The 24,445-nt window shown below is 70.7% G+C and carries 30 protein-coding genes and 1 pseudogene; 13 read left to right on the forward strand and 18 right to left on the reverse strand.

Annotated elements, in window-relative coordinates; all coding sequences use genetic code 11:
- Positions 1–158 precede the first annotated feature (158 nt).
- Positions 159–749 carry a dihydrofolate reductase family protein gene (locus M1L60_RS35920; protein ID WP_253242016.1) on the reverse strand — a complete coding sequence of 197 codons (591 nt, stop codon included), beginning with the start codon at positions 747–749 and terminating at the stop codon, positions 159–161.
- Between the two features lie 256 nt (positions 750–1,005).
- On the opposite strand from M1L60_RS35920, the gene M1L60_RS35925 reads away from it, so the two are divergent.
- The 3 genes from M1L60_RS35925 (at position 1,006) to M1L60_RS35935 (ending at position 3,752) form a co-directional block, all read left to right on the forward strand.
- Complete coding sequence (locus M1L60_RS35925) at positions 1,006–2,262, forward strand: MFS transporter (protein WP_253242017.1); 1,257 nt, start codon at positions 1,006–1,008, stop codon at positions 2,260–2,262.
- Positions 2,263–2,499: 237 nt separating this feature from the next.
- On the forward strand, positions 2,500–3,117 hold the full coding sequence (locus tag M1L60_RS35930; protein WP_253242018.1) for a hypothetical protein: 618 nt from the start codon (positions 2,500–2,502) through the stop codon (positions 3,115–3,117).
- Positions 3,118–3,188: 71 nt separating this feature from the next.
- Complete coding sequence (locus M1L60_RS35935; RefSeq protein WP_253242019.1) at positions 3,189–3,752, forward strand: hypothetical protein; 564 nt, start codon at positions 3,189–3,191, stop codon at positions 3,750–3,752.
- 151 nt (positions 3,753–3,903) lie between these two features.
- Here the strand turns inward: M1L60_RS35935 and M1L60_RS35940 are convergent, their stop codons facing one another.
- From M1L60_RS35940 to M1L60_RS35950, 3 genes are all read right to left on the reverse strand, one after another.
- Entirely contained in the window at positions 3,904–4,392 is a 489-nt protein-coding gene (locus M1L60_RS35940; RefSeq protein ID WP_253242020.1) for a hypothetical protein, read from the reverse strand.
- A gap of 40 nt (positions 4,393–4,432) precedes the next feature.
- On the reverse strand, positions 4,433–4,873 hold the full coding sequence (locus M1L60_RS35945) for a hypothetical protein (protein ID WP_253242021.1): 441 nt from the start codon (positions 4,871–4,873) through the stop codon (positions 4,433–4,435).
- A 66-nt stretch (positions 4,874–4,939) separates the two neighbouring features.
- Entirely contained in the window at positions 4,940–5,407 is a 468-nt protein-coding gene (locus M1L60_RS35950) for an MSMEG_6728 family protein (RefSeq protein ID WP_253242022.1), read from the reverse strand.
- A 23-nt stretch (positions 5,408–5,430) separates the two neighbouring features.
- On the opposite strand from M1L60_RS35950, the gene M1L60_RS35955 reads away from it, so the two are divergent.
- Both M1L60_RS35955 and M1L60_RS35960 read left to right on the forward strand, forming a co-directional pair.
- Positions 5,431–5,949 carry an adenylyl-sulfate kinase gene (locus tag M1L60_RS35955; protein WP_253242023.1) on the forward strand — a complete coding sequence of 173 codons (519 nt, stop codon included), beginning with the start codon at positions 5,431–5,433 and terminating at the stop codon, positions 5,947–5,949.
- A gap of 2 nt (positions 5,950–5,951) precedes the next feature.
- A complete protein-coding gene (locus M1L60_RS35960) occupies positions 5,952–6,248 on the forward strand; it encodes a GNAT family N-acetyltransferase (RefSeq protein WP_253242164.1) in 297 nt (98 codons plus the stop codon).
- A 155-nt stretch (positions 6,249–6,403) separates the two neighbouring features.
- Here M1L60_RS35960 and M1L60_RS35965 read toward each other — a convergent pair.
- From M1L60_RS35965 to M1L60_RS35990, 6 genes and pseudogenes are all read right to left on the reverse strand, one after another.
- Positions 6,404–6,955, reverse strand: a pseudogene (locus M1L60_RS35965) (DUF427 domain-containing protein); the annotation flags it as partial.
- Positions 6,956–6,978: 23 nt separating this feature from the next.
- A complete protein-coding gene (locus M1L60_RS35970; RefSeq protein WP_253242024.1) occupies positions 6,979–7,674 on the reverse strand; it encodes an SGNH/GDSL hydrolase family protein in 696 nt (231 codons plus the stop codon).
- Positions 7,671–8,633, reverse strand: a complete 963-nt coding sequence (locus M1L60_RS35975) for an alpha/beta hydrolase (RefSeq protein ID WP_253242025.1) — start codon at positions 8,631–8,633, stop codon at positions 7,671–7,673. Before M1L60_RS35975 ends, M1L60_RS35970 begins: the two co-directional genes overlap by 4 nt.
- Positions 8,630–9,310, reverse strand: coding sequence for a hypothetical protein (locus tag M1L60_RS35980; protein WP_253242026.1), 681 nt, complete (start codon positions 9,308–9,310; stop codon positions 8,630–8,632). Before M1L60_RS35980 ends, M1L60_RS35975 begins: the two co-directional genes overlap by 4 nt.
- A gap of 117 nt (positions 9,311–9,427) precedes the next feature.
- On the reverse strand, positions 9,428–9,760 hold the full coding sequence (locus M1L60_RS35985; RefSeq protein WP_253242027.1) for a TraR/DksA family transcriptional regulator: 333 nt from the start codon (positions 9,758–9,760) through the stop codon (positions 9,428–9,430).
- Complete coding sequence (locus M1L60_RS35990; RefSeq protein ID WP_253242028.1) at positions 9,757–10,335, reverse strand: TetR/AcrR family transcriptional regulator; 579 nt, start codon at positions 10,333–10,335, stop codon at positions 9,757–9,759. Before M1L60_RS35990 ends, M1L60_RS35985 begins: the two co-directional genes overlap by 4 nt.
- A gap of 45 nt (positions 10,336–10,380) precedes the next feature.
- On the opposite strand from M1L60_RS35990, the gene M1L60_RS35995 reads away from it, so the two are divergent.
- Genes M1L60_RS35995 through M1L60_RS36005 form a run of 3 tightly spaced genes read left to right on the forward strand, consistent with a single transcriptional unit; the run spans position 10,381 to position 11,497 of the window.
- Positions 10,381–10,965 carry a dihydrofolate reductase family protein gene (locus M1L60_RS35995; protein ID WP_253242029.1) on the forward strand — a complete coding sequence of 195 codons (585 nt, stop codon included), beginning with the start codon at positions 10,381–10,383 and terminating at the stop codon, positions 10,963–10,965.
- The gene (locus tag M1L60_RS36000; protein WP_253242030.1) at positions 10,962–11,102 is read left to right on the forward strand and encodes a hypothetical protein; all 141 of its coding nucleotides are present in this window, start codon (positions 10,962–10,964) and stop codon (positions 11,100–11,102) included. The genes M1L60_RS35995 and M1L60_RS36000 overlap by 4 nt, the downstream gene beginning before the upstream one ends.
- On the forward strand, positions 11,099–11,497 hold the full coding sequence (locus M1L60_RS36005; protein WP_253242165.1) for a pyridoxamine 5'-phosphate oxidase family protein: 399 nt from the start codon (positions 11,099–11,101) through the stop codon (positions 11,495–11,497). Before M1L60_RS36000 ends, M1L60_RS36005 begins: the two co-directional genes overlap by 4 nt.
- Here M1L60_RS36005 and M1L60_RS36010 read toward each other — a convergent pair.
- Complete coding sequence (locus M1L60_RS36010; RefSeq protein ID WP_253242031.1) at positions 11,454–12,581, reverse strand: erythromycin esterase family protein; 1,128 nt, start codon at positions 12,579–12,581, stop codon at positions 11,454–11,456. The two genes, M1L60_RS36005 and M1L60_RS36010, sit on opposite strands and share 44 nt — an antisense overlap.
- A 59-nt stretch (positions 12,582–12,640) precedes the next feature.
- Between M1L60_RS36010 and M1L60_RS36015 the strand changes: the two genes are divergently transcribed.
- From M1L60_RS36015 to M1L60_RS36025, 3 genes are all read left to right on the forward strand, one after another.
- Complete coding sequence (locus M1L60_RS36015) at positions 12,641–13,345, forward strand: MerR family transcriptional regulator (RefSeq protein WP_253242032.1); 705 nt, start codon at positions 12,641–12,643, stop codon at positions 13,343–13,345.
- A gap of 13 nt (positions 13,346–13,358) precedes the next feature.
- Positions 13,359–13,526: a DUF5808 domain-containing protein gene (locus M1L60_RS36020; protein ID WP_253242166.1), complete on the forward strand. Its 168-nt coding sequence runs from the start codon at positions 13,359–13,361 to the stop codon at positions 13,524–13,526.
- Between the two features lie 62 nt (positions 13,527–13,588).
- Positions 13,589–14,215, forward strand: a complete 627-nt coding sequence (locus M1L60_RS36025; protein ID WP_253242033.1) for a hypothetical protein — start codon at positions 13,589–13,591, stop codon at positions 14,213–14,215.
- Positions 14,216–14,284: 69 nt separating this feature from the next.
- On the opposite strand, the gene M1L60_RS36030 is transcribed toward M1L60_RS36025, so the two are convergent.
- The 3 genes from M1L60_RS36030 to M1L60_RS36040 all read right to left on the reverse strand — a co-directional run bounded on the left by M1L60_RS36030 (position 14,285) and on the right by M1L60_RS36040 (position 19,606).
- The gene (locus M1L60_RS36030; RefSeq protein WP_253242034.1) at positions 14,285–15,325 is read right to left on the reverse strand and encodes a peptidase inhibitor family I36 protein; all 1,041 of its coding nucleotides are present in this window, start codon (positions 15,323–15,325) and stop codon (positions 14,285–14,287) included.
- Positions 15,326–16,025: 700 nt separating this feature from the next.
- Entirely contained in the window at positions 16,026–19,334 is a 3,309-nt protein-coding gene (locus M1L60_RS36035) for a helix-turn-helix transcriptional regulator (protein ID WP_253242035.1), read from the reverse strand.
- A gap of 89 nt (positions 19,335–19,423) precedes the next feature.
- Positions 19,424–19,606 carry a hypothetical protein gene (locus tag M1L60_RS36040; protein WP_253242036.1) on the reverse strand — a complete coding sequence of 61 codons (183 nt, stop codon included), beginning with the start codon at positions 19,604–19,606 and terminating at the stop codon, positions 19,424–19,426.
- A 159-nt stretch (positions 19,607–19,765) separates the two neighbouring features.
- On the opposite strand from M1L60_RS36040, the gene M1L60_RS36045 reads away from it, so the two are divergent.
- Positions 19,766–20,452, forward strand: coding sequence for a DUF4191 domain-containing protein (locus M1L60_RS36045; protein ID WP_253242037.1), 687 nt, complete (start codon positions 19,766–19,768; stop codon positions 20,450–20,452).
- A 155-nt stretch (positions 20,453–20,607) separates the two neighbouring features.
- Here M1L60_RS36045 and M1L60_RS36050 read toward each other — a convergent pair whose 3' ends face one another.
- Entirely contained in the window at positions 20,608–21,015 is a 408-nt protein-coding gene (locus M1L60_RS36050) for an RDD family protein (protein ID WP_253242038.1), read from the reverse strand.
- A gap of 202 nt (positions 21,016–21,217) precedes the next feature.
- Between M1L60_RS36050 and glnA the strand changes: the two genes are divergently transcribed.
- Complete coding sequence (gene glnA, locus M1L60_RS36055; RefSeq protein WP_253242039.1) at positions 21,218–22,642, forward strand: type I glutamate--ammonia ligase; 1,425 nt, start codon at positions 21,218–21,220, stop codon at positions 22,640–22,642.
- 609 nt (positions 22,643–23,251) lie between these two features.
- Here the strand turns inward: glnA and M1L60_RS36060 are convergent.
- Genes M1L60_RS36060 through M1L60_RS36065 form a run of 3 tightly spaced genes read right to left on the reverse strand, consistent with a single transcriptional unit; the run spans position 23,252 to position 24,410 of the window.
- Positions 23,252–23,620: a hypothetical protein gene (locus tag M1L60_RS36060; protein WP_253242040.1), complete on the reverse strand. Its 369-nt coding sequence runs from the start codon at positions 23,618–23,620 to the stop codon at positions 23,252–23,254.
- Complete coding sequence (locus tag M1L60_RS47325; RefSeq protein WP_256517866.1) at positions 23,620–23,748, reverse strand: hypothetical protein; 129 nt, start codon at positions 23,746–23,748, stop codon at positions 23,620–23,622. Before M1L60_RS47325 ends, M1L60_RS36060 begins: the two co-directional genes overlap by 1 nt.
- The gene (locus M1L60_RS36065; RefSeq protein ID WP_253242041.1) at positions 23,745–24,410 is read right to left on the reverse strand and encodes a class I SAM-dependent DNA methyltransferase; all 666 of its coding nucleotides are present in this window, start codon (positions 24,408–24,410) and stop codon (positions 23,745–23,747) included. Before M1L60_RS36065 ends, M1L60_RS47325 begins: the two co-directional genes overlap by 4 nt.
- Between the last annotated feature and the right edge of the window lie 35 nt (positions 24,411–24,445).

Consider the following 24,445-nt stretch of genomic DNA (forward strand, 5'->3'; position numbering starts at 1 on the left):
GTGATCCCGGCCGCCCGGCGGTACGCCTCGTCGAAGCCCGCGTCGCCCAGTGCGGCGCGGGCTTCGGCCATTATGCGGTCGACATCGGGCACCGAGTGGCCCCGGTGGCCGCGGACGGGTGGTGGGTGGATGCGCTCCTGGAACCGGCTGTCTCCACCCTACGGTTCTGCCCGTTGGTAGCGAGCGATGAGGACGCCCTTGGTCGTAGGGACGCTGCTGATCAGTTCGAACTCACTCAGCGGCCCCGGCTGCTCGAACAACCGAGTGCCCGCGCCCAGGGTGAGTGGGTGGATGAGCAGCGTGTAGTCGTCGATCAGGCCGGCCCCGTGCAAGCTCCTGACCAGGGCTGCGCTGCCGTTGACGGCCAGGTCGGGGCCCTCGGTGCGCTTGAGCGCAGCCACGGTCTCGACGGCGTCCCCGCGCAACACGATCGAGTTCTCCCAGCCGTCGGCGTCGTTCAGGGTGGTGGAGACCACGTACTTGGTGGCCTTGTTCATCAGCGCCGAGAACGGGTTGCCGTCGATGGCGCGCCCCCACACGTTCGCGAAGTCCTGCCAGGTCCGCCGGCCGAACAGCAGGTCACCGGCCTGCGCCATGCCCTGACCGAGCTCACGCCCCATGACCTCGTCGTTGTAGCGCGGCCCCCAGCCACCGTGCGGGAACCCGCCGCGCGTGTCCTCGTCGGGGCGGCCCAGCCCCTGAACCACCCCGTCCAGAGTCATGAACATCGTCGCGCTGATCGTCCGCATACTGCCTCCTCGTTTCCTTCTACACGAACGACAAGCCGGCATTTCGACACGACGCAAGCGCAGGCTGTCGTAGCGGGGTGGTGGGTTACCGACCGCCGCTCACGCCGAGGGTCGCTTCGCTCCACCTGCGTGAGTGGTTGCGCCCGAACCCCAACCCCAAGCCGCCCGAACTCGGTCCCGACTCGAACTGGGTCCCGCGCCGAACTGGGTGCCGCGCCGTCCCCACCCGTCGACGAGATGCCGCTAGTCTCGCCTCGTGTGGTCGGCGGATTTCCGGTGGTTCTTCGGGGCTACCGTGGCCGGGCAGCTGGCGGACCGGTTTGTTTTTCTGGCGCTGCCGCTGGTCGCGATCGTGTGGCTCGACGCCGACGAGTTCGCCGTGGGCGTGCTGACCGCGATGACCACGGCCGGGTCGCTGCTGATCGGGCTGCCGGCCGGGGCCTGGCTCGACCGCCGGCGGAAGCGCCCGGTGATGATCGCGGCCGACCTGATCCGGGCCGCCCTGCTGCTGCTCGTCCCGCTCGCGTGGTGGGCGGGCGGACTGTCGATCTGGCTGCTCTACGCGGTCGCCCTGGGCCACGGGTTGCTGACCGTGCTGTTCGACGTCGGGTACGCCAGCTACCTGCCGGTGCTGGTCGGCCGGGAGCACCTGGTCGAGGGCAACGCCAAGATCGCCGCAGCCCGGTCGGCGGTCAGCATCAGCGGACCCGGACTGGCCGGGCCGCTCGTCGGTGTGCTGGGCGCGCCACTGACGGTCGTCGCGAGTTCGGCCGGGATGCTGCTGTCGGCCTCGGGCTTGGTGCGGATCCGCCGCCCCGAGCCACAACCGACTGCCGAAACATCGCATCACCTGCTGCGCGAGGTGGGTGAAGGGCTGCGCTTCGTGCTCGGCCACCCGCTGTTACGCCCGATGCTGCTGACGGAGGGCCTGTTCAGCCTGTTCCTCGTGACGTACCAGACCATGCTGTTGGTGTTCCTGGCCCGCGCGGCCGACCTCGGCGCAACCGGCATCGGCGTGGTGCTTTCGCTGATGGCGTGCGGGGGACTGGTGGGTGCGCTGATCGCGCGGCGGGTGGCCGGCTGGATCGGCCCCGGCCCCGCGGTGTGGCTGCCGCCGCTGGTCACCGCGCCGGCGGCCGCGCTCATGCCGGCGGTCGCGATTGATGAGCGATGGTTGGTCCCCGGGGTGGCCGGCCTGATGCTGATGTCACTGGGCGGAGTGGTCCGGCTGGTGGCCCAGGCCGGGCTGCAACAGTCGGTCACACCGGACGGCTTGCTGGGCCGGATGAACGCGACCGTCCGTTTTGTCCAGTGGGGAACCATGCCGCTGGCCGGCCTGCTCGGCGGGGCGCTGGGCACGACCTGGGGCGCACCCGCAGTCCTGGTGCTCGGCGCGTGCGGAATGACTGTCGCGAGCTTGCCCGCCCTGTTCTCCCCACTACGCGTAACCCGAACAATGCCGGCCGCGACCAGCCCTTCCACAGATCCCACCGCCGCGGCGGATCGCACCTGACGCTCCTCGTCCGTCGTGGCCCGGGATTCAGCCGAGCGGTCAAGCGCGACCCTCAGCGCACCTTGTCAGCGGCAGGTAAGTGCGAAGTGCGCGATCGTGTATCGGTCAGCCATCTTGATCAGCCGGTGCTGGAGACCGGCCGGCCGATAACACTGGTGTTCACGTGGTCCTGTCCGCCGGTCGACCTGGAGCTGAGGTCGGTCCACACGCTGCCCGCTGATGGCATACCGTTTCGCGGTGATCGATACCTTGACCGAGCTCTGGGACCCGCCGCCGTCTCGGCCCGGCCTCGCGCCCGCTTGGATCGGCGCGTCCATCTCATCCGTGATGATCCTCGCGCTCGTTGCCGCGGGCGGGGTGGTCGTCCACGCATCGAACGACGAACGCTACCGCGAGACCCGCGATGTCTGTTCCCGCCTCGACATCTCGGCGGTCGCCAGTCGCCTCGGCGATCCCGCGCTGCGACCGCGACCGTCGGCGAACGCCGGCGCCTGCGCCTACGTCGTCGAGAACGAGGACGGCCTCTGGGCCAGCTATGGCAACGTGAAACTCGCGTACGGCGCGAACGCGGCCGCTGCGTGGATCGGGTGGCGATACAACAAAACCGAAGGGAGTCCGCGCGACGTCGCGAATCTGGGACGAGCCGCGCGCCTCGACTCGCAGGCAAGGAACGTCGACGGCACGGCGGTCTGCTCCGTTTACCTGGACGTGCTCGACTCGAACCTGAGGTTCACCGCCAGCCTCGGCACCGACGCCGACATACCGTCGCGTCCCTGCGACGACTTGGAAGCGCTCGGCAACGCCATGATCGAAAGCACCCGGACGTCCCTGACCCGCCTCGCCGAGAGTCCATGATCGCGAGCCACGGCTGACGGGGTTACGGCTCGGCCTGCCGCTGTCCTGGTGGTCCTGGCCATCGCGCCCGGGTGCCGCGCCGCGTCCACCGTCGACGAGACGGCGCGGCCGCTGACCGACGAGCAGGCAGGCGGACGTTCGCCACGAGGACGGACGACGGGCCGAAAGACAAGATCATCTTCTACGGCGGGGCCGACGCGCCGACAGCGTTCCTGGGAGGAAATACATTTATGAGCAGATTTGCCGAAGTGGTGCTCCTTGCTGCGGAAGCCAACACCGTCATGTCTCCTTTGACTCAGGAGAACGACGGCACGCGGCCTTGGAACAACATCTTCGTGCCGATCGAGAGCCAGTGGCCGGGTTCTTTCGGCCTCGGCTGGGCGGCCGAGTTCACTCATCGGCGTCACTGGGACGGCCTGCTGGAGTACCTGGAATCCATGGCTTGGCCACGGCCGGAGACAGTGCAGGTCTTGATTCATGACGAGGGGGACGACTGCTTCGGTCTCTGGATGATGTTCGACGGCAAGCTTGTTGAGGTATCGCTGCCGCGAACAGAGCGAGAGAGCTATTCGAGTTCGACGTCCAGCGAAGTGAGCAATCTCTATCGAACTGACGGATCCACACCGCCTGACTGACGTCGGCCGTACTCATCTCGGGATCCGTGCCCGGTGCGAGGTGTGCGGTTGCAGGCCCGGCGCGGCGCGGGCCGGGGCAACGTCGAGGGTGCATGTCGGAGTCGGCCGCCGAGTGCTGGCCCGCGGGTCGGCACTCGGCCGGCGGTCGGGGTTATGCGTGTGTGCGGTTCGGGTCCCAGGGCTGGCGGGGGGCAGGGTAGGGGTACGGCGGGATCGGCGGGGGCGGCTTGGCCAGGAAGTAGGCGCGGGCCGAGCGCGGGATGGTCAGGGTGAGCAGTGCGGCCAGGGCGGAGGTCACCACGGCGGCGCCCGCGAACGGGAAGGCGCCGCCGCCTGCGGTGATCAAGGTGAGCAGGCCGCCGAACAGGATCGTGAACGGCAGCATGACCAGGCTGACGATCCAGGCCCAGGTTCGGCCCCGGCGGACCTGGTAGGCCAGCACCAGCAGGAACAACGCGAAGATCAGCACGATCGAGTTCAGCACCAGGAAGACGCCGCGGGCGCCCGCGCTCCAGTGGTCCTGCGACAGGTTCAGGATCACGCCGTAGGCCACCCGGCCCGCGCTGACCAGACCGACCAGCCCGACCAGGCTCGCGCCGGCCTCGACCGTGGTGGGGCGCGGTCTTTGCTCGTACGTCATTTTTTCTGATTCCCCCGTGGCATTGAGCTTGATCTTTCACTCATCGTAGGGCGGCCACGGAACGAACATGTGCCCCCTCCACCCGGATGCTCTCGGGCGGCCCGGTGAGGCCCGGAGCATCCGGCCGCAGTTCGGTCAGGGCGTGCGCGCTAGGCCGGTGCGGGTTGGCGGGTGCGCAGGGTGGGCAGCACCAGGGCGGTGGCGGCTGCGGTGATGACGATGGCCACCGTGACGCCGATGTGGACCCAGGTGGGGCGCGGTCGTCGAAGAATGCGCCGATCCCCAGCAGCGCCGACAGGGCGCGCGAGCCGACCACGACGTACGCCGCCCGGCGGTTCCCGCGCCGGGCCGGGACGGCGGCGGCCAGTGTGATCAGGCCCAGGGCGACGCCGGCGATGATGACGCCGAGCGGCGGGGCGACGTCGCCGGCCGGCACTGCGCCGGCGACGTCCAGGATGGCGAGCAGGATGAACAGAACCATTCCGGTGCGGTACAACGGAACCTCCCGATGACGGTGTGAACATCGGGAAGGGAGCGTGACCGTCAGTCAGATACGGCCGGGGCGGTCGGAGACGGGCCACACGTACGGCAGGTCGTCGGGCACCTCGGGGCCGAAGAACGGGCGGTAGAGCTCGGGGTCTTTCCGTAGCAGGGCCGACTGGTGGCTGCGGTGCACGGCCTCGTCGCCCAGCCACGGCGGCAGTTCGCCCGAAAGTTCCAGTTCTTCCCGCGTACGAACCTCAGGCCCGCCACCCCAGTCCGTGATCAACGTCGCCGCCGTGGTGTCGGCCCGCCCCGATTCGGTCCAGACGGCGACCATGTCGAGGCCGTAGCGCACCAGGCCCTCCTCGTAGCCGTGCCACATCTTGACGGCCGGGTGGTGCCGCCATCCGTACCCGGGCGTGACCAGGCCGCGCAGCACCTGGACCGTCTCGACCCGCTGCTTGCCGAGCCGCTTCTGGTCGAGCACCTGGGCCGAGGCCAGGAAGCCGGCGTACGGGAGAAAGGTCTGCACGCCCCGACGTTACTGTCTCGGACGTGACCACTGCCCTGCTCGTCACCGGAACGGTCGGCTCCGGCAAGACGTCGGCCGCCGAGGCCGCCGGTGATCTGCTGACCGCGCGCGAGATCCCGAACGCGGTGATCGACGTCGACTGGCTGCGACGATGCTGGCCGTCACCGCCCGGTGACCGGTTCAACGGCGCCCTCACGCTGCGCAATCTGCGCGCGGTCACCCGGAACTTCGTGGACGCCGGCGCCGAACGGATCGTGCTGGCCGGCGTGATCGAGAGCAAGGCCGAGAGGCAGGCGTACGAGGAAGCTCTGGGCCTGCCCCTGGCGGTCTGCCGGCTGCGGGTCGCACTTCCGGTCGTACGCACCCGGCTGCACCGCCGTCATGAGGGCGACCCATCAGGGTTGGCCTGGCATCTGGACCGCTCCGGCGAGCTCGAGCGCATCCTGGCCGCGGCCGCGGTCGAGGACCGGCTCGTGGACGTGACCGACGAGACGATTCCGCAGGTGGCGCAGCTGGTTCTGCGTGGTTGGATGGGGTCGTGACGATGGTGGTGACCGACGCGCCCGACAAGAACCGGTTCGAGGCGCGCGACGACGACGGAACCCTGGCCGGGGTGATCACGTATCAGGTGACCGGGAACGTCGTCGCCTACACGCACACCAAGGTCGAAGAGGCGTACGAGGGCCACGGCGTGGGCGGCCTGCTGGCCCGCACGGCCATGGAGGACGCGCAGGCCAAGCACCGCCTGGTCGTGCCCATCTGCCCGTTCCTGGCGTCGTGGCTCGACGAGCACCAGGAGTACGAGAAGATGGTCGCCCGATCCCACCGGCGCGTGAAGTAGCCGGTCACGAGAACGGCGTCACCGGCCGGGCCTGGGGCTCGCCGTCGAGGACGATGTCGACCCGCTCGTTGTAGAAGCAGACCAGGTCGCGGATTTTCGCCGATCGGGTCGGGGTAGCTCCACGCCGCGTCGGCCAGCCCCGGGTGCGACCAGTAACGGGCCACTCCCTTGTACGGGCATCGCGACACGGTCTCGCTGGCGGTGAGTAGTTCTGTGCGCACGTCGGCGAACGGAAGGTAGTAGCGCGTCGGCAGGTGGGTCTCGAACAGCAGCACCGGGCGGACGCTGTCGGCCACCTCGACCCCGTCGATCAGCACCTGGACGCGGCGGGAGCTGTGCAGCGTGTCGACGCGGTGGCGCGGCGACCGTGCGTGGACGAAGACCTGCTCGTCCTCCTCGTACCAGTCGAGGGTCTCCCACGAGAACGTGACGTGACCCTTGAGCTGCTCGAACCGGTCGTCCGACCAGGCTCCGCCGTCGGCCCGGCGACCGCCGGCGACAACCGGCCACCGGCCGTCGGCGCGGCCGGCCAGCACGTCGGGCCGCACATCGTCGTACGGGAGGAAGTAGGTCGGGAAGCCGTGCTCGCTGATCTCGTCGAGAAGCAGGGCGCGCCTGCTGTCGGCGACGACGGTGGGTCCCAGACGCACCCGGATGCGGCGCGGGGTGGGCTCGATGACCGTCTCGGGTGGTTGAAAGACAAACATTCCTCCGGCATACACCCGCGTGGCTACTTGCGCAGCGGTGGGATGAGCGCCGCGATGGCGGCCTGGCCGGCGGCGTTGGGGTGGTCGCCGTCCGGGGCCAGCAGACCGGTGGGGTCGCGGCCGCCGTCGTCGCCGTGGAAGGCGGGCTCCGTCGGCACGAAGGTGGCCCCGGTGCGTTCGGCGGCCGTCCGCAAGGCCTGGTTGACCAGCGCGGTGGCGTGGCCGGCGTCGCGTACTCCGTCGGCGCCGTAGGCCTCGGCGGCCACCTGGCCGTCCTGCACGACGTTCCAGTAGCCGAGCACGACCACGGGAATCCGGTGACCGCGCCGGATCGTGGTCACTGTGGCCGCCACGTCGGCCTCGACCCCGTCGGCCACCGTGGCATAGCGCGCGGGCTGCCCGAACACGCCGGCCATGTCGTTCGCGCCGATCATGATGACGACCTCGGCCGCCGAGGACAGCTCGTCGCGCATCCCGTTCAGCCCGGCCCGCACGTCGGCGGCCGTGGCCCCGTCCTGGGCCAGGTCGACGTCGGTGGCGTGCTGGGCGCGGGCGTACAGCGCGGGGAACGGGTCGCATCCGCAGGCCGCACCGGCCGCCACCGAATCGCCCAGAGTGACCACCGACCGCGGTTCGGCCGGCGCCGGCGAGGTCGCACAGGCACTCGACACCAGCACCGCTGCCACGGCCAGCAGCCGCAGGACCGCAGATGTGGTCATGCCCGGGGCCGGGCCAGGTGGGCGGACAGCCAGTCGAAGGCGGGCGGTTCCATCTCGCGCCAGACGGCGCTGCTGTGACCGCCGTGAGCCAGCACGGCTGTGGTCAGGGCCAGGGGATGGTGGATCTCGGCGGCCAGCCGCCGGGAGTCCTGGGCCGACTCCCGGTCGTCGCCGGCCCAGCCCAGCCACAGGGCGATCGGTGGCTGCGGCAGGTGGCGCAGGCGCCACGCCGGGTTGTTGGTCGTGTTCTGGGAACCGTCGCCGACGTCGATGCCGGGCTCGGCGTAACCCGAGAGACTGGCGGCCGCGGCGTACTGGCCGGGGTGCCGCAGCGCCAGGTCGGTCGCGCAGAAGGCGCCCGCCGAATACCCGGTGAGGCCCCAGGCCGCCTGGTCCGTGCGGACACGGTAGTGGGCGCGGACGTAGGCGGGCACGTCGACGGTCAGGAAGGTCTCGGCCTGCGGGCCGCCGCGCAGGTTGGTGCATTCGGTGTCGAGCAGGCGCTCGGGGGTCTGATAGGGGAACAGCACGACGGTCGGCGCCATCCGCCCGGCGGCGATCTCTCGGTCCAGCGTGGACTGGACGTTCAGCCTGCGCAGCCAGGTCACGGGCGTTCCGGGGTAGCCGTGCAATGCCTCGATCACCGGGAACCGGCCGGCGCCGCCGCGGTAGGCGGCCGGCAGGTAGACGTACATCGGCAGGGTGAGCCGGCTGGCCGGCCCGGGAACGGTGACGGTGAGCATGCGGCTGCCGCTGTCGTCGGCCACCGTGGCGGCCGCGACCGTCTGCGTCGGGTAGGCCTCGGTCAGCCGGTTGACCTGCACGGCCACGGCCGCGGTCACGCTGAGCACCGAGAGCACGACGAGGGCCGAGCGCCCGATCACCCGCGTACGGTTCCACACCGTCGCGAGCAGCACGGCCGTGATCAGCACCGCGGCCGTCGTCAGGGCCGTGCTCATCGCGGCACCGCGTAAGCCGGCAGGCGCAGCGGAGCCGCGAGGGCGGGCGGCAGCGCGTCGACCGGCTGGTTGAGCACCGCGAGACCGGCCGGGGCCTGCGCCACGAAGGCCGCGGCGACCGGGCTGTCGCCCAGCACGTCCCAGCCGATGGCGGTCACCCGGAGGGCCCGGCCGAGCTCGCCGGGCAGGCTCCGCAGGGCGGCGGCGGTGGTGCCGGCGGTGGGTGTGAGGGTCACGGTGACGGCGTCCGCGGTCGCGCGACCGGGCGCGTCGAAGAGAAGGACCACGGGAAAGGCCATGCCGGGGCGTTCGCGGTAGCCGTGGGGGAGGGTCACCGTCGGCGGGCCGGCCAGGCGCCAGGCGGCGAGGCCGGGCGGACGCCAGGTGAAGCGGGCGGAGCGCATGTGAGCGTCGAGGGAGCCCACCCGCGCGCGCTCGGCCACCGCGACTGTGCCGGTGTCACCGCGCAGCGCCGACCAGGACGGATAGAACTCCTCGTGCCGGTTGACGACGAGACCGACGGTGACGACCACCAGTGACTCGGTCAGCAGGACGGCGGCGGTGCGCGTGACCGGGCGCAGCCGGCCCCCGCGCGGCCAGGTGAGGACGGTAACGGTGACGGCCGCGACGGTGGCGGCGGCAGCGAGCGCGATGAGGGGCCAGCCGGTGAGCGTCATGCCGTCGCCCTTTCCGCGTGGGCCGGCGGGGCGGGCCGCTCCAACCTGGTCCGTGTCATACCGCCAGCTTCTATGCGCCGGCTGTGAATTGGCTCGGGAGAAAGCTGTGTGCTCGCTTCAGGTGCACCCGACGCACGTGGTGGCGAACGGGCGGATCTCGAGGCGCTCCGGGGGAATGGCGCGCCCGCACTCCGCGCAGCGGCCGTACGTGCCGGCGGCAAGGCGGGCCAGGGCCTCGTTGACTGCCGCCAACTGCGCGCGGGCCGCGCCCAGCACGGCCGTGAGCTGGGCCCGCTCGTACGCGATGGTGGCGCCCTCGGGGTCGTGCTCGTCGTCGGCGTTGTCGGCCCGGGACGCCTCGAACAACGCGTGCAGGTCGGCGTCGAGCGCCGCGATCTCGAGCTCGGCCTGATCGCGGAGCCGTTCCAGCGCCGTACGGTGATCGGTCATGGTTCCTCCACGGTAACCAGGCGGTCGATGAACGCGGTGAGGGCCTGGTCGGGGGTCACATCGGCGTTGATCGAGGTGGTCAGCAGGTCGAGCAGCAGCCCATCCATCGCGTAGTGGAGCAGGGCGATCTCGAGCGGGCCGCCGGGCAGGCCGGTGGTGGCGTGGAAGGCGACGTCCTCGCGGTAGCCGGTGCGCAGGGTCGTGCCGAGGATCTCGGCCAGTTCGGGGCGGCGGGCGGCCTCGAGGCGCAGCTCGATCAGGGCGCGGGTCAGCTCGGGGTGGGCCGTCGTGCGTTCCAGGATGTAGCGCAGGTAGTCGACGAACAGCTCGCGGCCGGGCGGGCGGCCGGACATGCGCGCGACCACGGCCGGGTCGGGCGCGAACCGCTCGAAGATGCGTTCGCCGAGCGCGCCGAGCAGGGCGTCGCGCGAGCGGAAGTAGTTGGAGGCCGTGCCGGTGGGCACGCCGGCCTCGGTGTCGACGGCGCGGTGGGTCAGCCCGCGCGCCCCCGACTCGGCGAGCACGCGCAGACCCGCGTCGGCCAGCAGGCGGCGGCGTTCCGGATTTCTGACCACGGAGCCAGACTAGCCGAACCACTACAGGTGTTGTAGTTTGGCCGCATGCGAAAACTCATCTACTACGTGGCCGCGACCGTCGACGGGTTCATCGCCGCGCCGGACGGTGACTTCGCGTTCTTCGGTCTGCCCGACGAGTTGCTGGCCTTCATCGCCGAGCGTTACCCTGAGACGCTGCCTACAGCCTTCCGTGACCAACTCGGCATCACCGCGCCGAACCAGGTCTTCGACACGGTCGTGATGGGCCGTGGCACGTACGAGCCGGCCCTCGAGGTCGGCGTCACCAGCCCGTACGCACATCTCGAGCAGTTCGTCTTCTCACGCACTCTCGACCCCGCGATCGACCCGGCGGTGACCGTGGTCGCCGACGACCCCGTCCCCTACCTGCGCGAACTCAAGCAGCGTCCGGGAAAGGACATCTGGCTCTGCGGCGGGGGCGCGTTCGCGGGCGCCGTCCGGTCCGAGATCGACGAGTACGTGATCAAGCTGAACCCGCTGCTGGCCGGGCAGGGCATCCCGCTGACCGCCGGCCCGTTCGACCCGGCCCGGCTGGCCCTGATCGACGCCACGCCGGTGGGTGACAGTGGCGTGATTGTGCTGCGCTACCGGGGGAACAATGCGGGGGCATGAGCCCATTGCGCACCACGATGATCAAGCGGGTCGGTGACGCGACCAAGCCCGATGACTTCGACGAGGCCACGGCCGCGCCGGCGGCTGGGACGAGGTCGAGCGCCTGCTGCGGGACGGGCCGGGACCGTGCCGGCTGAGCGCGGGCGCCGGCTCCGGCCCGCACGTCCGGCCGGTTTTCGCCGCCCGGACCGGCGACTCCTTTGTGGTCGCCAGCAACCCCGGGACGCGCAAGACCGCCGTCCTCAGGCGCGACCCGGGCTGCTCGGTGGCGATCGACCTCAAGACGATGCACCTGGTCGTCGAGGGCCGGGCCGCGCGGCTGACCGGCGAGCCGGACCTGCGTCGCGCGACCGCCGCCTTCGACGCCGTCCTCAGCTGGCCGACCGAGGTCGAGGGAGACCGGCTGACCTCGCCCTACGCGGCCCCGAGCAGCGGTGGGCCGCCGTTCGAGGTCTACGAGATCCGGCCCCTCCGGGCGTACGCCTTTCCTACCGAGGACCAGTTCGAGCCGACGCGCTGGTCGTGGGAGTGACGTCGCGGACGAAGACGACGCCGTCGACGCCGGTGAGCAGGGCCGGGTCGAGCGGGGCGTAGCCGTACCAGGGGGATTCGCGCCGCACGGCGCCGGCGGGCAGGTCGCGGCCCGCGGTCAGAACAACCTCCTCCGGGTACGCGTACAGGTGTCCCTCGACCGTGCCGGCCTCGGGGATCCCGACGCCGTGCTCGTGGATCGTGCCGACCGCAGAGGCGACGAAGCCGTAGTCGAGCCGGGCGCTGACGAGAGCGCCGGCGCCCCACCACTCGAGGTGCCGGCCGCCCATGCGCATGGCGCTCTTCGCGCGCTGCAGGTGCGAGTTGTGGGCGAAGACGAGGGTCGGTCCCCGGTCGGCCAGGGCCAGCAGGTTGGCCGCCATCATCGAGTCGCGGATGCCGAGCAGCCAGGTCAGGCGGTCGGGCGAGGGGTCGGCCATCCAGTAGTGGTAGCGCAGCAGGCCGGTGGCGGTGCGGGCGTAGAGGAGGGCGCGCTCGTCCTGGTCGGGCCGCATGGCCGGCCGGGCCGACAGGTCGTCGGCCAGCAGGCGCAGTTCCTTGGCCTCGGGGGTGCGGCCGACGGACTGGGTGGGGTCCATCATGGCGGCCGGGTTGGTCCAGCGTTCGTCGTCACCCAGCAGGTGGTCGATCGGTTCGGGGTAGCCGGTGCTCTCGGCCAGCGCGGTCATGACTCGTCGCGGGCTCGCCGCGGCGTGGATCTCGAGCGGGCCGTCGAAGCCCGCGAAGCGGACCTGATCCGCGGGTGGGCGGCCCTCGTTGTGGGCGCGCATCCACCGTACGAGATCGCGGTTGCCCTGGAACTGGCCCCATTCGTGGCTGAAACCCGCTTCGGTGACCGCGTCGAGGTCGCCGGCGCCTCCCGTCACGTAGTCGTCGACGAGCAGGCCCAGCAGGCAGTCGCTCTCGAGGGCGATGGTGCGGTAACCGTCACGCTCGACGAGGCGCCGGAACAGGTCGTTGCGCAGGGTGAGCAGGTTGTTGTCGCCGTGCGTGGGCTCGCCCAGGGCGAGCAGGCGGGGCGGGGCCGGGAACAGGTGCATCACGTCTTCGACAGCAGTAGTCATGCCCCTGAACAGTATCGTTGAACTCTCGGTTGAGACTTTTGCCGGTGATGGTGGGGGAGATGGGCGAGAACCTTCAAACGCTGCGACCGGTCGACCTGGCGCGGGCGCACGGGTTGTCGACGCAGGCGGTCCGGAACTACGAGGAAGCGGGAATCCTGCCGGCGGCGGAGCGCTCCGCGTACGGGTATCGGACCTACACGCCGCGGCACGCTCGGGCGCTGGGGACGTTTCTGGCGCTGCTGTCCGGCCACGGCCATCGGACGGCGACCCTGATCATGGGGGCGGTCCACCGGGGCGCTCTCGACGAGGCGTTGCAGTTCATCGACGAAAGTCACAGTCAACTGCTCGAAGACCGGCGTACGTTGCGGGCCGTCGACGCCGCGCTCCGCGATCTCGCCCCGATGCCGCCGGAGCGCGGGGACACATTCGTCGGGGCTCTGGCCGCACGGCTGGGGTTGCGGCCGGCCACGCTGCGCAAGTGGGAGCGGGCCGGATTGGTCCGGCCGCGACGGGACCGCCGGACGGGGTACCGGGTCTACAGCGCGGCCGACGCCCGCGACGCCCGGATGGTGCACCAGCTGCGGCGGGGCGGATATCGGCTGGCGCAGATCAGACCCCTGATGGACCAGGTGCGCACGGCGGGCGGGGTCGAGCCGCTGGAGGTCATGCTCGGCGACTGGCAGGATCGGCTGGCGTCCCGCGGCCGCGCGCTGCTGGCTGGTGCGGCAGCCTTGGACGGCTATCTCGCTGCCGGCGCGGAGTGATACTGGCTGGGTGATGTTCTATTCGGACCCACGCGATCCCCGGCTGTTCGTGCTGCGGCGCTCAGGCCTGGGACTGACCCTGAACTTCGGCCACCCATCGGCCCGGCTCGCCCTGCTCGGCCTCTTCGGCGCACTGGCCCTCGTCACGACACTGGCCACCCTGCTCGCAGCCTTGACCTAGGGCTGCTCGCTGCGTTGACACTGCGAAGCTACGCAACGAGCCGCAAGATCCTGAATTACTCCGTGTTCGCACTGCTGCGGCAACTGTTCCAGGCGATGCTGGCGCGCGTGTTCTTCTTCGGTGATTCTTCGGACCCGCGCCGCCGCCGCGTCATCGGGGTGATCGTTGCCGCATCGGTGTTGGCGGGCGCAGGCGTGCTCTCGTGGGTAGAGGGCCGTTCCGCACCGGACAAGGGCGTCGGGTACATCTGTATGGGTCCCGTCTCCGGGACCCCGGAGGAGGAAGCCGCGGCCCGAGCGCTCTGCGATCGGCAAGCCCGGGACGAGGCCAGCCGCACGACGCTGCCGATCGACGCGGCGAGAGACCCCGCCGTCGCGGAGATCTGGCGCACCCTCCAAGAGGCGGTCTGCCGGCCTGACGGCGGCGACTTCATCTGCATGAGCATGGCTGGCCGACCCGCCACCGAGGCCGACGCCGAAATGGTCCGCAAGGTGTTGCGGGGCCAGGGCCGACCCGAAGCGATCGTACGAACGGCGCGTCCCGACGACCCGGCCCCGGTCGGAGCGATAGTGGTCGCCGTCCCTCTGCGCGCCGGCGTCTGCCTCGTCGGATATGTCGAGATGGGCCGCGGTGTCATGGCGTCACCCGTCAGCGGCCTTCGGCCCGACGGCCGATGCCTGGCCGAGTGAGGCGTTACACCGGGAACGGCGGCCACGCCGAGCGTGACCGCCGTTCCCGCTGTGGACGCGTACCCGGGCCTACGGGTCCTGCAGGAGGAACTTGACCGAGCGGGCCTGGTTGTCGAAGCTGACCTCGCTCAGCCGGGAGATGGACGTGCCGGCGTCGAACCGCTTGGACGTGCCCGTGCAGTTGTCGCCGGTGTAGAGCAGGACGTCCTGGTCCGGGTAGTAGAGGCTCTGCCGGATCGAGCTGACCTGGCCCCGTACCGCGGAGTTGAGGGTTGTGCAGGTGTTGGTCGGCTGGAAGCCGATCACCTGGGCCGCGCCGTCGTACAGGACGTCGGTCCACAGGCAGATCTGCTGGCTTCGGCACGGGTCGATGACGAACTTGATCGACCGGGCCTGGTTGTCCATCGTGGTGTACGACAGGTCAGGGTGGCCGGTCCAGGCGTTCTGCCGGTGCGCGTTGCCGGTGCAGTTGGTGTTGCTGAAGATCAGCACGTCCTGCCGGCGGGTGGAGCCGACGTCCTGCAGGTTGTTCATCAGCGACGACACCTGCTGCTGGAACTCGGCCGGCAGCTGCAGGCAGGCGTTGACGGCCTGCCGCGGGTAGGCCAGGAAGTCGCCCAGGAACTCGGCGTCCTTGTAGAGGCAGACGACGAACGGCTGGCTGTCGCAGACGTCGGTCACGAACTTCACCGACACCGAGTCGGCGAGCCCGGTCGTCGTCAGGTCACGCGCACCCGAGTACGAGCCGAAGCGGTACGAAGAGCCGGTGCACCCCGCCCCGGCGTAGAACAGGACCGCCATGTCCTGCCCGTTGTAGACCGAACTGGTGGCCCGGACGACCGGCGCGTCCAGGTCGACGCAGGTGTCCGCGGCCGGCTTGGGGACGAGCACCGGGTCACCCCGGTACGACTTCTCCCCGTACAGCTCGAGGTACTCACACTCGTACGGATCCTCGCCCGGATCACAGGGCGCAGCGGCCGGCGCGGCCCCCGCCGCCGTGAGAGTGGAATCGACAACGGTGAAAGACACCAGCACGACCAGCAGCACCGCGGCACCGAGAAACGCCCGCAGAATTCGCCCCGCGCCCGATGCCGTCACGAATGACAACATGAAGCCCCCGTATGTACATGAAACATCACTGCGGGCGGACAATATCACCGTTCATCGATGTCCGTGGGGCCTCGGACGACCAACGGCGGCCACGCCGAAGCGTGACCGCCGTTCCCCCTGCGTCAGAGTCGGACGTTGTAGTACTTCTCGAACCGATCAAGGGTTTGCCGCGACCCGGCCCCCTTGCCGCCGGAGGCGCCATCCGGTTGCAGGGTCGGAGATCTCGCCTCTTCAACGGTTGGACGTGCTGCGCGACGGCCTGGGCGACTCGGAGGACTTCGCGCCAGTACGTGGCAGCTTCGGCGGGCGGTGAGTTCGTATGCTCGACAACGTGCCGGCCACGAACTCCTCCCTGCAGGCAGCCAACCCGGCACCGAGGCCGCCATCCGAACTCTGGCCCGGCCGGTACTGACCGGCCGACCGGAGCCGAGCGCCCTCACCGTCCGGGCCACAACACCTTGGGCCACGCGGCGCGCTGACGTTTCTCCGACCCCTTCGGCGCGTTGGACGAGGCGTACGAGTTCGACGCCCCGGCTCGGCTGAGAAACGAGGCCGTTGATGCCGAGGTCCCGAGCCGAAGCCTGCCGAATCGTCGCGCAGTACCTCTACATGCGGGCAGACAGACGCTTCGGCCTCGCCCACCACTCGCAGCCGATCATCAGGCCGATCGGCTTGGGGGTGACCCGCCGGAACTCGGTGGTCAGTCGTCGAGCAGGCCCAGGCGGCGGGCGACGGCGGCGGCCTCGCCGCGGTTGGTGACTTCGAGCTTGGCGATGATGCGGGAGACGTGGACGCTCGCTGTCTTGGGTGAGATGTAGAGGTCGGCGGCGATGCGGCTGTTGGTGTGGCCCTCGGCGACCAGTCGCAGCACCTCGCGCTCGCGGGCGGTCAGCAGGTCGTCGCGCTCGGCGACGGGGGCCGACGGACGGATCCCGAGCCGGCGGCTCAGCGTCTCGGCCGCGACCAGCAGTGGCGTCGCACCCAGCGCCGACGCCACCGCGACGGCCTCGGCGATCGACTCGGCGGGATCTGCTGGTACGTCCGCCCCGAACGCCCGGCCCGCGCCGTCATGCGCCGCGACATCGACCCGCGAACCATCGTCACCGCCCGAAGCGACACCACCGGGAGCAGCAACGTCACCGCCCGGAATGGCATCGCCCGACGCAGCAGCATCACCGCGCGCAGAGGCTCCACCCAACCCAGTTGCATCACCGCGCGAGGCAGCATCGCTGCGCGAGGCAGCATCACCGCGCAAGGCATCACCGCGCGAGGCAGCATCACCCCGTGAGGCAGCATCGCCGCGTAAGGCATCACCGCGCGAGGCAGCGTCGGAGCGGAGGGTGGTGCGGGCGGCCGCCTGGGCCTCGGCCAGATCGAGGAGGGCTCGGGCCAGTTCGTAGCGGTGACCATCCGCGCGCCAGGCGTCGACGGCCTCGCGCCAGCGGGACTCGCCGCCCTCGAGCAGGGCTCGAACCTCGGCAGCGAACGCAGCCTCGGCCGGATAGCGCTGAGGCACCCTCGCCGCGACCGCGGCCACCTCGGCCGACAGCGCGGAGTCACCCGCCCGAGCAGCGGCACCGGCTTGCGCGGAGTGGCCCGCCCCAACCGCGGCACCGGCTTGCGCGGAGTGGCCCGCCCGGGCGGCGGCACGGGTCGGCGCGGAGTCGCCCACCCTAGCGGCGGCACCGGCGTCACCCACTCGAGTGGCGGCACCGGCCGGCGTGGAGTCGCCCGCTCGGGCGGCGGCGCGGGCCGCGTGGGACAGGATGGACCAGCAGTAGCGTGGTAGCACCGTGAGTGACGGGTCGGCCAGGGCGAAGCCCGCCGCCTGGACGGCGACGGCCGGGTCGGGGTCGGCCAGGGCGGCCAGCAAGCGCAGGTCGAGCGTGGCCAGGCGGCCCTCGTTGCTCAGGTAGGGGCGGCGCAGGAAGGCCACCGAGCGCGCCACCAGGGCGTCGGCGCCGTCGCGGCCGCGGGCCAGGCGGATGCGGGCCCGCAAGCGCAGCCAAGGGAGGGCCAGCGTCTCAGGTGGGTCGAGCCGGGCGGCCTCGGCCAGGCGGGCGTCGGCCTCGTCCCAGCGGCCCAGGGCGATCAGCGCCTCGGCGTGGTTGGCCAGCAGGAAGACGCCGGTGGTGCGGCTGACGCCGACGCGGCCCGCGTCGGGCAGGCCCTCGGCGGCGGCCGCGGCCGATTCCTCGTAGAGGCCGAGCTCGAAGAGTTTGTCGGAGACGTTGATCAGACCGCGGGTGAAGGCGGGCAGGTCGCCGGCGGCACGGGCGCGTTCGACCGCGTCGCGCATGACGGGCAGCACCTCGGCCGCGGGGACCCGGCCGGAACAGGTCGAGCCGAAGGCCACCTCGGCCGTCACCAGGGCGGCCAGGTCACCCTCTTCGGAGGCGTCGGCCATCGCGACGCGGGCCACCTCGGCCGCGCGGTCGGGGTCGAGGCCGGCCAGCTGGTGGGCCACGTCGGCCAGCAGGCGCACCCGGTCGGAGCCGCGCGGGGCCACGCTGAGCAGGCGGAACGCCTCTTCGCACTCGGACCGGCCGTCGGACTTGCCGGCCGTGCGCAGCAGCTTGGCCCGGCGCACGAGCAGGCGGCCGGCTCGCAGCGGTTCGGCCTCGGCGTCGAGGTCGGCCAGGGCAGCCCGGGTGAGGGTGAGCGCCCGCATGTGCTCGCCGGAGTCGATCGCGGCCAGGGCCGATTCTTCCAGCAGGTCGAGGTGGTCGAGGCCGAGCAGGGTGCGGGCGTCGGGCACGTCCTCCCAGAGCTGGAGCACCCGGTCGAGCAGGCGCGCCTGTTCCCCGTACGCGAATCGCCGTTTGGCCTCGTCGGCCGCGATCTTGGCGGTGATCAGCGCCCGCGGGTGGTCGCGGGCGGCGTGCCAGTGGTGGGCGGTCTCGGCGGCGGCCCGGCCCAGGGCGACCAGGTGGGGCTCGGCCTCGACGGCGCGGGCGTAGCGGGCGTGGAGCCGGGCGTGCTCGCCGGGCAGCAGGTCGTCGTGCACGGCCTCGCGGACCAGGGCGTGCCGGAACTCGTAACCGCCCTCGGCGTCGACGACCACGACCAGCTGGGCGGCCACGATGACGCGCAGCGCCGACTCGAGGGCGGCGTCGTCGAGCCCGGCCACGCGGGCCAGCAGCTCGTGGCCGAACCTCGTGCCGCCCACGGCCGCCACCCGCAGCACCTGCTGGGCCGGCTCGGGCAGCTGGTCGACCCGGGACAGCAGCAGGTCGCGCAGGCTGGCCGGGATCTGGTCGAAGGTCGCGCCGGCGAACTGCTCGATGAAGAACGGGTTGCCCTGGGCCCGCTCGTTGATCGCGTCGACCACGCGCGCGTCGGGCTCGGCCCCGAGCAGGTGGGTGAGCATCTCGGCCGTGCCGTCGCGGTCGAGCCGGTCGAGCTCGAGGCGCAGCACGCCGCGGACCCGGTCGAGCTCGGCCAGGAAGCCGCGCAGGGGGTGGCCGCGGTGCAGCTCGTCGGTGCGGTAGGTGGTGATCAGCAGCAGCTGGGGCAGGCGGGCCGCCCGCACCAGGAACGCGATGAGGTCGCGGGTGGAGCGGTCGGCCCAGTGCAGGTCTTCGATCACCAGCACCAGCGGACCGCGCCCGAGCAGCGCGGCCACCGCCTCGAAGAGCAGGCCGCGGCGGGCGTCACCCTCGGGCGGGGGCGGGCCCAGCTCGGGCAGCAGGCGGGCCAGCTCGCGCTCGTGACCGCCGAGCGCGGCCACGCCCTCGGCCCGCGCCAGCTCGCGCAGCGCGCCCGCGAACGGGGCGAAGGGCAGGCCCTCTTCGCCCAGCTCGAGACACTGGCCGGACAGCACGCGGACCGGCTCGCCGGCCAGGCCGCGGCGGAATTCCTCGACCAGGCGGGTCTTGCCGACCCCGGCCTCGCCGCCGACCAGCACGGTCGACGGCTCGGCGTGGCGGGCCCGTTTCAGCGCGTCGCGCAGGACAGCGAGGTCGGCCCCCCGGCCGACGAGCACCTCGCTGTGCGCATGCGCCGTCATGAGTTCGAGCATGCCATGGGGGTGCGACAGATTTTCCGCCGCGGAACGCGGGGCCGGCACCGGCCCGGGCCCCCCGAAGGCCACGGCCGTCATACGGCCACGGCCGCCCGGGCCGGCTCCTCGGCGCGCCGCCATGGCCACTTGCCGAAGCGGCGCGCCTGTCCGGCGCCGGCCTCCCGCACGAGGCGCCGGGCGGCCGCCTGCCGGCTCAGCTCACCGGCGCGCTGGTGGTGCAGGTCGAGCATCATCTGCGGGTCGTTGTAGGGGAACATCACCGTGTCCTTCCGTCGGAGTTCGTACCGAGAACTCTTCGCCGGAAGGCCCCCACCGGGCATGGGGAGACTGCCTCATATTGGGCCCGGACGCCTCCTTACCGATGGGGAGGACGGCCGGTGCGTGCGTAAGTGGTCGCCCCACTACACTTTCGGGTTATGGCAAAAGAGCAGGAGAAGGTGTCCTTCGGCACGCGCCTGAAGCAGATCGGTCAGGTGTTCTCGTTCACCGCGAAGCAGGACAAGTGGTTCGTCCCGCTGCTGCTGGCGGCTGTGCTGATCCCGCTCGCCCTGACCGTCGTGCTGGTGATCCTGTTCGGCTGGATCTACCTGCCGATCGGCATCATGGTCACCCTGCTGGCCGCCGTGATCGTGCTCAACCTGCGCTCCAACGCGGCCATGATGAACGCGGCCGAGGGCCAGCCCGGCGCCGCGGCCTCCCTGGTCGAGAACATGCGGGGTGACTGGCGGGTCCGGCCCGCGGCCACCTCGACCACCCAGTTCGACATGGTGCACATCGTGATCGGCCGCCCCGGCGTGATCCTGCTGGCCGAGGGCAACCCGCAGCGCATCCGCGGCCTGCTCGGGCAGGAAAAGCGCCGCCTGACCAAGGTCATCGGCAACGCGCCGCTCTACGACTACGTGATCGGCTCCGACGAAGGCCAGCTCTCGGTCAAGAAGCTGCGCTCGACGCTGATGCGGCTGCCGCGCAACCTCACCGGCAAGGACGTCAACTCGCTCGACAAGCGCCTCGGCGCCCTGATGGCCCGCCCTCAGATGCCCAAGGGCGCCATCCCCAAGAACATGCGCCCCAACAAGGGCATCCGCCAGCAGCGACCCCGCTGAAAACACCGTTTTTCGTACGACCGTACGGGGTTGAACTGGGAAGGCCGTCCTCGCTGCACGCGGGCGGAAGGCGAACCCGCCGCGACACGCGCTGAACGGGTGTCACGGCCCAGATCGCTCCGCCCCTTACGGTCGTACGAAAAACGGGGTTGATCTCAAGGTCGCAGGACCATGATCGAGCGGGCGGCGCGATCGTGCAGCCCGCGGCCGTCGGCGTCGTTGATCACCGCGGGAATGACCACGGCCAGCAGCAGGGCTCGCACGATCGCCCGGGGCAGACCGATGGCGCCGCCGTCCACGATGGAGACGCAGCGGATGCGGGCCAGCGCCATGCCCAGAGTCTGTCCGAACAGGCCGACGAAGAACGCGTGCACCAGCACGAAGATGCCCAGCTGAGGCCACGGATTGGCGCGCAGGTCGTCGACGATCACGGCCGCCACCACGGTGGCCAGAGCCCAGTCGATCAGCAGGGCGCCGAACCGCCGGCCGAACGACGCGATCGTCACGCCGGAGAGATCGAGCGCGCCCGGCGTACCGGACGGGGTCTTGCCTGCCGAAACCATGCAACCAGCGTAACCGCGCCGGTTTTCGCGATAGCCTCGCTGGGGCCGCCGTGGTCGCCGGCGGATACCCACAGCTTCCGTAACATGACGGAAACAATAGGGATACGCCCGGGCAACTCCCGCCCCATAGCGTCGCGACCAGCCCAGCCACGCGGCGGAGGAACGCCGCCCCGGTATCGAAATCCTGTGCCAGGAGGACGTGTTGTTCGCCAACCCCGAGGAATTGCTGCGATACCTCAAGGACGAGGACGTCAAGTTCGTCGACGTACGGTTCTGTGACCTGCCCGGTGTGATGCAGCACTTCAACATGCCGGTCGAGTCGTTCGACGACAGCGTGGTGACCGACGGCCTCGCCTTCGACGGATCCTCGATCCGCGGGTTCCAGGCCATCCACGAGTCCGACATGATGCTGCTGCCGGACGTGAGCACCGCCTTCATCGACCCGTTCCGCATCCAGAAGACGCTGGCGCTGAACTTCTTCATCCACGACCCGTTCACCCGCGAGGCCTACTCGCGCGACCCGCGGAACGTGGCCAAGAAGGCCGAGACCTACCTGGCCTCCAGCGGCATCGCCGACACCGCGTACTTCGGGGCCGAGGCCGAGTTCTACATCTTCGACTCGATCCGGCACTCCACCAGCGCCAACGAGGCGTTCTACCACATCGACTCGATCGAGGGCGCCTGGAACTCCGGCAAGGAGGAGGAGGGCGGCAACCGCGGCTACAAGACCGCGTACAAGGGCGGCTACTTCCCCGTCGCGCCGCTCGACCACTACAGCGACCTGCGCGACTCGATGGTCCGCCGCCTGATCGACGTCGGCTTCACCGTCGAGCGCTCGCACCACGAGGTCGGCACCGCGGGCCAGGCCGAGATCAACTACAAGTTCTCGACGCTGCTGCACGCCGGCGACCAGATGCAGATGTTCAAGTACATCATCAAGAACACCGCCTGGGAGCACGGCAAGACCGCGACGTTCATGCCGAAGCCGCTGTTCGGTGATAACGGCTCGGGCATGCACACCCACCAGAGCCTGTGGCTGAACGGCGAGCCGCTGTTCTACGACGAGACCGGCTACGCCGGCCTGTCCGACACGGCCCGCTGGTACATCGGCGGCCTGCTGCACCACGCGCCCAGCCTGCTGGCCTTCACCAACCCGACGGTCAACTCGTACCGGCGCCTCGTGCCCGGCTACGAGGCGCCGGTCAACCTGGTCTACTCGCAGCGCAACCGCTCGGCCTGCACCCGCATCCCGGTCACGGGCAGCAACCCGAAGGCCAAGCGCGTCGAGTTCCGGGTCCCCGACCCGTCGTCGAACCCGTACCTCGCGTTCTCGGCCCAGATGATGGCCGGCCTGGACGGCATCAAGAACAAGATCGAGCCCCCGGCCCCGATCGACAAGGACCTGTACGACCTGCCGCCCGAGGAGTGGGGCAGCGTCAAGCAGGTGCCGGGCTCGCTGGACGCCGTGCTCAACAGCCTCGAGGCCGACCACGAGTTCCTCACGGCCGGCGGCGTCTTCACCGACGACCTGATCAGCACCTGGATCGACTGGAAGCGCACCAACGAGATCGACCCGGTCCGCCTCCGCCCCACCCCGCACGAATTCGAGATGTACTACAACGTCTGACCTGTTCTAGCTCGCTGACCCGCGGTTTCGGCTGACGCCGACGCAGCCGCGACAAGTCGGCGACAGACTGCGAAGCGGCGGTCATGCCTGGCTCCGAGCCGGTGTGGCCGCCGCTTTCGGCTTTCCGAGAGCGCCGTTGATCAAAGACCGGGTCCGGTCCAAGGCGTCCGGCCACTCGTGCACATACTCGTTGAGCGTGGCCGTGGAGTGCCCGAGTGCCAGTTGCACCGTCTTGACGCTGGCGCCCCGCCACCCGCGGCGTACCAGCATCCAGCCAAAGTTGCGTCGCCAAAGGAAGGCCATGAGAGAACGCAGAGCGGGAAGTCATCGACGGGCGCCCTGGTCGGCGGCATGAGCGGCCCGTTTCGGGCCGCCGTGAAGACGTGCCGAACACTGAACATCAATGCATCCGTGCATGTGATCAGACGGCTGATGCGCGACGCGGATCCGCCAGGCTCGCCAAGGGAACGTGCACGGCTACTTGGGCCCAGACTGGTCGGAGATCGAATCGATGCATTACGACCAATGGAACTCCGAGCAGTACGGGCCGCGGTTGGTGGTCGAGTTCGCCGGTACCCAAGCTGGGACGCGGCTTGTCCTGGACCACATTCATGGAACGTCCACGACGCCGCTTTCGTAGCTGGCTCGCGGTCGCTGGCCCTTGATGCTACGGACTGCCTGGCTGCTGGTGCGGCGTACGACTTTGACGTCGCCGTCACCGAGATCGACGGCGATGGTGGCGTCGGAGGCGGTCACCGTGAGATTGCGGTGCCGATGAAGCCGGCCGAGAGCAATCTTCTGACCGGCGACCATGACAACGCCGGTGTTCGACGCCCGCCGTTGCACCCGGATCGGCTCGACCGGTGGGCGTGGTGGCGGCCCGGCCGGGCGAATTACTCGCAGCCGCTGAACCTGCTCGGGGGCGAGCGGGTTGGGACGAGTGCGCAGTAGCTCGCGGCTGTCGAGGTCGTAGAACATCAGGGTGGCCGGTTCGATCCGGGGTCGCAGTCGGCCCAGATGTCGACGAGGACGGCGGCTTCGACATAGCCGACGCTCCAGAGGGCGGCCGCCTCCCGCATCGCGTCCCTGGCTTCGGGGGCGTTCATCGGGGTGTTGCGGTGGCTGTCGCGTGCAGGATGTGGTCGTTCGGGGTGGTTCGGGCGGTCAAGTGCCAGCCGAGCGGGGCTACGGCGGCCTGGAGGTCGGCGGGTTGCCAGAAGTGTTTGACCACGCGGAACTCGCGGCCGTCGTTGAGGGTGCGTTGCTGGATGTGGCCGGGTAGTTCGGTGTGGTGGTGGCTGTCGATCAGGAAGACGCGGCCCCGGGGGCGTAGGGCTGCGGCGACCTTGGCCCAGAACGCCGCGAAGTGGCCGGCCGGCACGTGGGACAGCCAGTAGCTGAAGAAGACGACGTCGAACGCGGACCTCGGTGGCTCCCAGCGGAAGAGGTCGGCCTGCTCGTAGCGCACGTGTGGGCCCAGGTCGCGGGCCCGGTTCAGGGTCAGGACGGCGGGGGACGCGTCGACGGCCAGGACTGTCGTGGCGTGCGGGGCCAGGCGGCGGGTCCACAGGCCGGTGCCGCAGGCGAGCTCCAGGACATCGCCGATCGGGGCGAAGTCGTCGAGGGCCTGTTCGGCCGCGGCCACGTCGGCGAACCAGCCGCGTTCCTCGTCCGGTGGCAGTGCGTAGCGGCCCTGGCGGTACCACCACTCGTCGTACTCGTTCGCTCGTGCCTGGTAGTAGGCGCGCTGCTCGTCGAGGAGGCCCATGGCGTGAAACCTAGAGCTGTCCCCGGCGACCGCCA

Origin of the sequence: Paractinoplanes aksuensis (genome assembly GCF_024137025.1) — a bacterium.
GTDB classification, from domain to species: domain Bacteria; phylum Actinomycetota; class Actinomycetes; order Mycobacteriales; family Micromonosporaceae; genus Actinoplanes; species Actinoplanes aksuensis.